The following is a 6,750-nucleotide window of genomic DNA, read 5'->3' on the forward strand; positions in this document are numbered from 1 at the left end:
ATGACATTTGTGACCATTTCCAAACGCCTGGAAACCATTGCTCACTATTGCCCCCAGGGAGCCCGCGTCGCCGACATCGGGTCGGACCACGCGCTGTTGGCTTCTTATTTGCTTTTGCAAGGGATCGCATCGAGCGTCATCGCAGGCGAACTGAACGAAGGACCGTATCAGGCGGCCCTCAGGCAAATACATACGCTGCAAATTCGTGACCGTGCATCGGTTCGAAAAGGAGACGGTCTGGCTGTTCTGAGCCCCGGCGAAGTGGACGTTGTCTGCATCGCAGGGATGGGAGGACAGCTCATCGCTTCGATTCTCGAAGCGGGGATCGACAAGCTGGAAGGTGTACAAAGGCTCGTACTTCAGCCGAATGTAGGCGAAGAGGTCGTCCGCCGCTGGATGCTTCAGCACGGCTGGCAGCTCATCGCAGAGACGATTCTCGAAGAAGACGGGATCCTATATGAAATCTTGGTCGCAGAGCGCGGCAATGCTACCTTGCCCTATGAAAACAAGGACCGCTCAAGGGAAGAGCTGCTGAAAATCGGACCGTTCCTCTGGGAGCAAAAGCAGCCGCCTCTCCTGAAAAAATGGCAGCAGGAGCGGGAAAAGTGGGAAAAGGTGCTGGTGCAGCTGAGCCGTTCGGACAAGCCGGAAGCGGCTGAGCGGGTCGGGCAGATCAAGTCGGAAGTAGAATGGATTGAAGGAGTGATTGCATGTTTGCGCACGGACAGACCGTAATTGGACACGTGGAGAGGCTCGCACCCAAGTCGTTGGCGATGGAGGGCGACAAGATCGGGCTTCATGTCGGCACGCTGCAAAAACAGGTAAAAAAAGTGATGGTGGCGCTTGACGTGCTGGAATCGGTCGTCGATGAGGCGATCGCCGAGGGAGTGGATTTGATCGTTGCTCATCACGCGGTCATTTACCGTCCGCTGAAAAACATCCGCACGGACCTGGCTGCAGGACGCGTCTACGAAAAGCTGATCAAGCACGACATCGCGGTATACACCGCCCATACCAATCTGGACGTGGCCGTCGGTGGAATGAACGATTGGCTGGCGGAAGCGATCGGGCTGACCAAAGTCGAGGTCTTGGATGTCCTCCACCGTGAAGCGTGGAAGAAGCTGGCTGTCTTTGTGCCGGCAACCCATCGTGACGCCGTGTTCCAGGCGATTTCGGAAGCAGGCGCGGGCTGGGTAGGCAATTACAGCCACTGCTCGTTCCAGACGGAAGGGACCGGGACCTTCATGCCGAGGGAAGGCAGCGATCCGTTCATCGGTGCTGTAGGAAAGCTCGAAAAAGTGGAAGAAGTGAAACTCGAGATGGTCGTGCCGGCCTCCAGGCAATCGGCAGTCGTCAAAGCGATGCTTTCCGCTCACCCTTACGAAGAAGTGGCTTACGACATCATCCCGCTGGACCAGGCAGGAGAAGGATACGGCATCGGACGGATCGGCCACTTGCCGGAGCCGATGACGCTGCGTGCGTTCGCGGAGCTGGTAAAGCAGCGCTTTTCTCTGCAGGGTTTGCGAGTGGTCGGCGATCTGGACGCACAGGTGAAAAAAGTGGCAGTCGTAGGCGGAGATGGCAGCTCCTTTGTATCGAAGGCGATTTTTAAAGGGGCGGATGTGTTTTTGACCGGCGACATCGGGTACCACACTGCTCACGATGCCCAAGCGGATGGCCTTTCCATCATCGATGCGGGACACAATATCGAAAAGATCATGAAGCAGAAGCTGGCCGACTACCTGGCCGAACAGCTGAAGCAAAGCGGCTACCGGACGGAGGTCATCGCCTCCGCCGTGCACACGGATCCGTTCCAATTTGTGTAGGAGATCAGGCATCGGTACTTAGCCTGTCAGTTGAAGTGTAGGAGGATTTCTTGTGCAAAAACTCATTCGAACGTTTTCCGGTTTCGTTCTTGCCGCTGCTTTGATGACCCCCGGCTTCGCCTCTGCGGCTGGGGGCTTTATGCCGTACGGAGACATCAGCAACCATTGGGCGAAGGCGTCCATTATTCGCGGCGTACAGGCGGGACTATTTGCGGCAGGGAGCAAGGCGCCACTGTTTTATCCGAATCGCGCGATGACGCGTGCCGAATTCGTAGCCCTCATCGATCGGCTGTACAATGGAAGCCAATATCAGCTGTATCCGCTCACGTTTTTGTCCGAGCATGCGGAATGGTCCAGGGGTGAGGGCTTTGATGAACCGTATTTGCCGTACAAGGATGTCGATCGCCTGACGTGGATGTACAATCCGATCTTGCGGGTCTCCTACCTGATGGATCGGCTTTACGGTCCTGACGCAATTTCGCAAGTTTTCCCGGGCGACCACATGTATCCGAACCAGCCGATTACGCAGGAGGAAGCGGCCAAGCTGATGCAAATTTTCACCATGAACGGGGATAGCCAAACCGCATTTGACGAGGCCAAGAGCTGGGGCTGGATCGACGGAGAGCGTAAGGATGCGCTCAAGCGGGGAGAAGCCGCCGCAGCCGCCGATCATCTGATGACATATCTCGTTCAGGATTCGATCTTGCCGCTCCTCGATTACGACGGTTCGAAGTTTCCGATGGTTCCGGAGATTCGGGAACTGTACCCGCTGTTTGCCACGTACGAGGGGCAAAAGACATCCGACGAGCAAGCGTATGTCGATGCAGTGGAAGCGATACGCAACCACGAGGATACGGAGGATACGTTTGCCGATCTGCGACAGCTTGAAAAACGGTCGTTCTCCAATCAAGTCGGGGTGCATTTCTATTTGAGCTGGGATCCGTCTACCCCGTTGACAGACAATTTGGATGAGGCATTTCGCGCGATCGACGCCTACTTTCAGGACAAGGTCATCCTTCCAGAAACGCTGCAGCTTTTGAGCGCCAATGTGTACGATCTCGCCTTGCAAATGGGCGCGGTGGACCCTCGCGCTTACGGCGACGTGCGAAAGCGGCTGGGCAGCTACGAATCGAAGCTGAAGCAGGATACGAAAGAGTGGGAGTCGCTCGCGATTTACTTGGGAGCGCTGGAGATAAAAGCGGGTCAAACAGACGAGGCGCTGAGCCGTTACGGCCTGTTCGCATCGAAACACCCGGAAGCACTGTTGAATTCGGCTTACTACCTGGTTCAGGAAGGGCGACTGGAAGAGGCGAAGACCCTCGTTTCGCAGCAAAAGCCGAAGACGTCGGACCACAGAATGGTGCAATTGGTCAAGCTGCTCGATCAGGATTTGAAATCGCTGGAGGAGCAGGCTTCCATTGCGACCGATTTGTCCTTTGCCTTGCGCAGGCTGGATACAGCCGATTCGTATCGGGTAAAAGGAGAAGCGTTTTTAAGCGGGTATTCATTCAAATATACGCAGGATGTAGACGCCTTGCACAAAACCAGTCACACGTCCGGTCTGTACCAATCGCCGCAAAAACTGGTATCCGACAAACTGGAGACCTACACGGACGGCAATCAAATGATCCAATATACGTACGACACGGACAAGCAGTCGTGGAGCCAGCAAAAGACGGGCAAGGTCGATTTTCTGCACGAGTGGGTCGATTCCCTGAGCATCAAGGAACGCCAGAATCTGCTGCACGCTCGCTATTTCAAACAGTCTTTCGGTCCGTATGACATCATTACGGAGTGGATCCCGGGGACCTCCCTTGAGGAGAAAGGGAAGGCTCAGTCTCTCGGCAGAGGGAAGATTAAGAACGTTCCGCTCTATATGAATAAATACTACATCGACCGCCAAAGCCATCAGCTGGTTCAGCATGTGTGGCGGTACGAGGAAGTTTATGAGAGCAAGGAGTACGTCGCCTACTCGGGCACGGATACGTACGATTTGTCAGCCAATGTGAAGGTATTCATTCCAGGAGAGGTTCGGAAAGAGGTGACCCCATGAGAAGACTCGGACAATGGGTGCTGGCTGCGATCCTGTTTTCAGCAGCCATTCCCGCCCAAGCAGCGCAGCGGCCTTACTTAGAGACAGAAGAAGTGTTTACATACGTCATGGAAAGCCATTTGAGCAAGCCGGCCGCCAAGCAGCTTGTCCAGGGTGCGCTGGAAGCGATCCGCGAGCAGGGGGAAAAGAAGCAGTTGAAACTGGAAGTCTCTCCTGAAGACGACACGCTAAGTGAATTGGAGCAGCGCATGGAGGAGTGGCAAAGCAAAGGGAAGTGGGATACTGCCGCTGTCAATACGTGGGCGATCGACGGCATGCTGTCCACGCTGGATGATCCTCACAGCATCTTCTTTACATCGGACGAGCTGCGCCTGTTCCAGTCCGACGTAGAAAACCAGTTCGTAGGATTCGGCTTCCGGATGCGCATGCAAAATGACGAGCTGATTTTGCGGGAGATCGTTCCGGGCTCGCCTGCGGCTGCGTCTGCATTGAAGCGGGGGGATCAGCTGCTGAAGGTAGGGGACGTCTCGCTCGTGGGCAAAAACTTCGAGGAAGCGTACGCGTATTTAAAAGGGGAAGAGGGCAGTGAAGCGGTGCTTACGGTCTACCGGCCATCGGAAAAGCGCACGTTCACGGTCAAGCTGAAGCGCGCGCTGATGTCCTTGCCGGAAGCCGAAGGGCAGATGTTTACCCAGGGATCGATCGGTTACATCAGCTTGGAGACATTCGGCTCAGACGGGGCCCTTCAGATCCGGGACAAGCTCGCAGAATTCGCACGGTCCGGAAAGCCTTTGACCGGACTGGTTCTCGACTTACGCGACAACGGCGGCGGCTATTTGTCGACCGCCCGCGATATCGCCAGCCTCTTTATGGAAGAGGGCCTCTTGATGTACACGACGAACCGCAACGGCGTGGAAGTGGAGACATGGGTCCGGAACGGCCGTGACATCGGGATCCCCGTACGAATTCTGGTCAATGGTGGTACGGCTTCCGCATCCGAGCTCCTGTCCGGTGCGCTGCGCGATCACGGTATCGCCAAGCTGGTCGGGACCAAAACGTACGGCAAAGGCAGCGCCCAGCAGGTCATTCCACTCTCGGGTGGGGATGCCTTGAAGCTGACGCTCAACGAATATTTCACACCGAAGCACACGGTCGTCAATCATGTGGGACTGGAGCCGGACATGCTGGTCGAGGATTATGGTGCGCAAGTCGTCGAAGCGCTGCGTTCCCTTGCCGTCCGTTCATGGGTCCTGAGCGATGAAAACGGAGATACGGTGATCAACGGGGTTCCGTTCCCGACCGTCGATCCGCTTTTCAAGCAAGGAAATGGCCAGCTGCAAGTAAAAGCAGCTGTTCTTAAACACTTACTGGGGGACGATCAGATCGGGGAGAAAGACTATGTGGAGCTGGCACCCTACCTGAAAAGCCACCCCACTCTCAAGCTTCAAAGCAAAAACGGGGTTCACACCCTTTCCTATACCGCTCCGTAACCATACCGTTGCATGCCCGTCTGCCGCTACTTGTGCAGATGGGCATTTGCGTTTTCAGCGAATAGTCGATGTGCCGGAATCGAACACTACCAAGTACGACGACATGACAGACTAAGGATGGCAGACGGATGAAAAAGGTGATTCTTTTCCTGATCGACTCGATGATGCCGGATGTCCTGGAGCGGTGCATAGGTGCAAAACAAGCACCTGCCATGCAGTTTTTGCTGGAGCGCGGCCAGTATATCCCGGATTGCGTGACGGTTTTTCCCACGATGACCGCTTCCGTGGACTGTTCATTGATCACGGGTGTCTATCCGGATCGACATAAGGTCCCTGGGCTGGTCTGGTGCGATCCTGAAAAGAAAGAGATGTACAACTACATAAACGGCGCCATTCCCATCCGAAAGATCGGGCTTGCGCATTGCGCGGGCAACGTCCTGTTTGATTTGAACGAGCGTCATATGAGCAAGGAAGTGCGAACCATTCACGAGGTTCTCGAGGAAAACAAGCGGGTTTCCGGCTCGATCAACGTGATCGCTCATCGAGGTCACAAGCAGCACAAAGTGCACCTGCCGCCGCTTCTGGACGCCATCACGTCGTTTCGTTTGCGGGAAAAAGTAAGCGGGCCTACGATCATGAGCCTGGGTACGCTGGTTCGTCCCGATATTTTCCGTCCGATTACGTGGAACATGGCGCAGACAATAGCGGAGGGGTATGGCATTAATGACACCTACGCGATCGATGTCCTGATCGAGGTGATCCGCAGCGGGAAACAGCCTGATTTTACTCTCGTCTACTTGCCGGAAAACGACCATAAGCTGCACAAAAACCCGCTCGATTCCGTTCAGCATTTGGCTGAGGTGGACAGACAGCTGGTGCGTTTTCTCGATAGTTTTGACTCCTGGGAGCAGATGCTCGAACGCAATGTTTGCATGCTGATCAGTGATCACGGGCAGACGATGATCGGGGAAAGCGACGACCACAACATCCCGCTCGAACGCTTGCTGGCATCGTTTTCGATTCATCCGCTGACTGCTCAAATCAGCGAGGGCAAGGATGTGGTCATTTGCAACAACGAGCGCATGTCCTACCTGTACCCGATGAATCCCGACAAGCTCTTCCCGATCATTGAAGCCGTCAGTGTCGATCCGCGAATCGACCTTGTCGCGTGGAAAGAGAATGACCAAGTCCTGGTTCGTCAAGGAGGGGCAACGGAGACGCTGCGGTTTTGGCGGGACGGGCCATTTCGTGATCGATACGGTGTGAGGTGGGGGTTCGAAGGAGACCTTTCCGTTCTAGACGTCCGAAGCGAAGGGAACGTTTTGGTATTCGATACGTACCCGGATGCGTTTTCACGTTTGTACGGGGCTCTGTTCGCCCA

Annotated in this window: 5 protein-coding genes (1 of these 5 only partly in view); all 5 read left to right on the forward strand. The window is 55.3% G+C overall.

The annotated features are described in order from the left end of the window. The gene (locus RGB73_RS11430; RefSeq protein WP_310771984.1) at window positions 1-735 is read left to right on the forward strand and encodes a tRNA (adenine(22)-N(1))-methyltransferase; all 735 of its coding nucleotides are present in this window, start codon (window positions 1-3) and stop codon (window positions 733-735) included. After that, on the forward strand, window positions 711-1,826 hold the full coding sequence (locus tag RGB73_RS11435; protein ID WP_310771986.1) for a Nif3-like dinuclear metal center hexameric protein: 1,116 nt from the start codon (window positions 711-713) through the stop codon (window positions 1,824-1,826). The genes RGB73_RS11430 and RGB73_RS11435 overlap by 25 nt, the downstream gene beginning before the upstream one ends. A 52-nt stretch (window positions 1,827-1,878) precedes the next feature. Continuing rightward, a complete protein-coding gene (locus RGB73_RS11440) occupies window positions 1,879-3,879 on the forward strand; it encodes an S-layer homology domain-containing protein (RefSeq protein WP_310771989.1) in 2,001 nt (666 codons plus the stop codon). Continuing rightward, complete coding sequence (locus tag RGB73_RS11445) at window positions 3,876-5,369, forward strand: S41 family peptidase (RefSeq protein WP_310771992.1); 1,494 nt, start codon at window positions 3,876-3,878, stop codon at window positions 5,367-5,369. The genes RGB73_RS11440 and RGB73_RS11445 overlap by 4 nt, the downstream gene beginning before the upstream one ends. 128 nt (window positions 5,370-5,497) lie before the next feature. Beyond that, window positions 5,498-6,750, forward strand: partial view of an alkaline phosphatase family protein gene (locus tag RGB73_RS11450; protein WP_310771995.1) — the 5' portion only. 220 nt of this gene lie beyond the right edge of the window; 1,253 of the gene's 1,473 nt are visible here — the first part of the coding sequence; its start codon is at window positions 5,498-5,500; its stop codon lies beyond the right edge, outside the window.

Source organism: Brevibacillus brevis (genome assembly GCF_031583145.1).
Classification (GTDB): Bacteria; Bacillota; Bacilli; order Brevibacillales; family Brevibacillaceae; genus Brevibacillus; species Brevibacillus brevis_E.

Coding starts and splice junctions, on each gene's coding strand:
- RGB73_RS11430 (WP_310771984.1), top strand. CDS start 1: ATGACATTTGTGACCATTTCCAAACGCCTGGAAACCATTGCTCACTAT.
- RGB73_RS11435 (WP_310771986.1), top strand. CDS start 711: ATGTTTGCGCACGGACAGACCGTAATTGGACACGTGGAGAGGCTCGCA.
- RGB73_RS11445 (WP_310771992.1), top strand. CDS start 3,876: ATGAGAAGACTCGGACAATGGGTGCTGGCTGCGATCCTGTTTTCAGCA.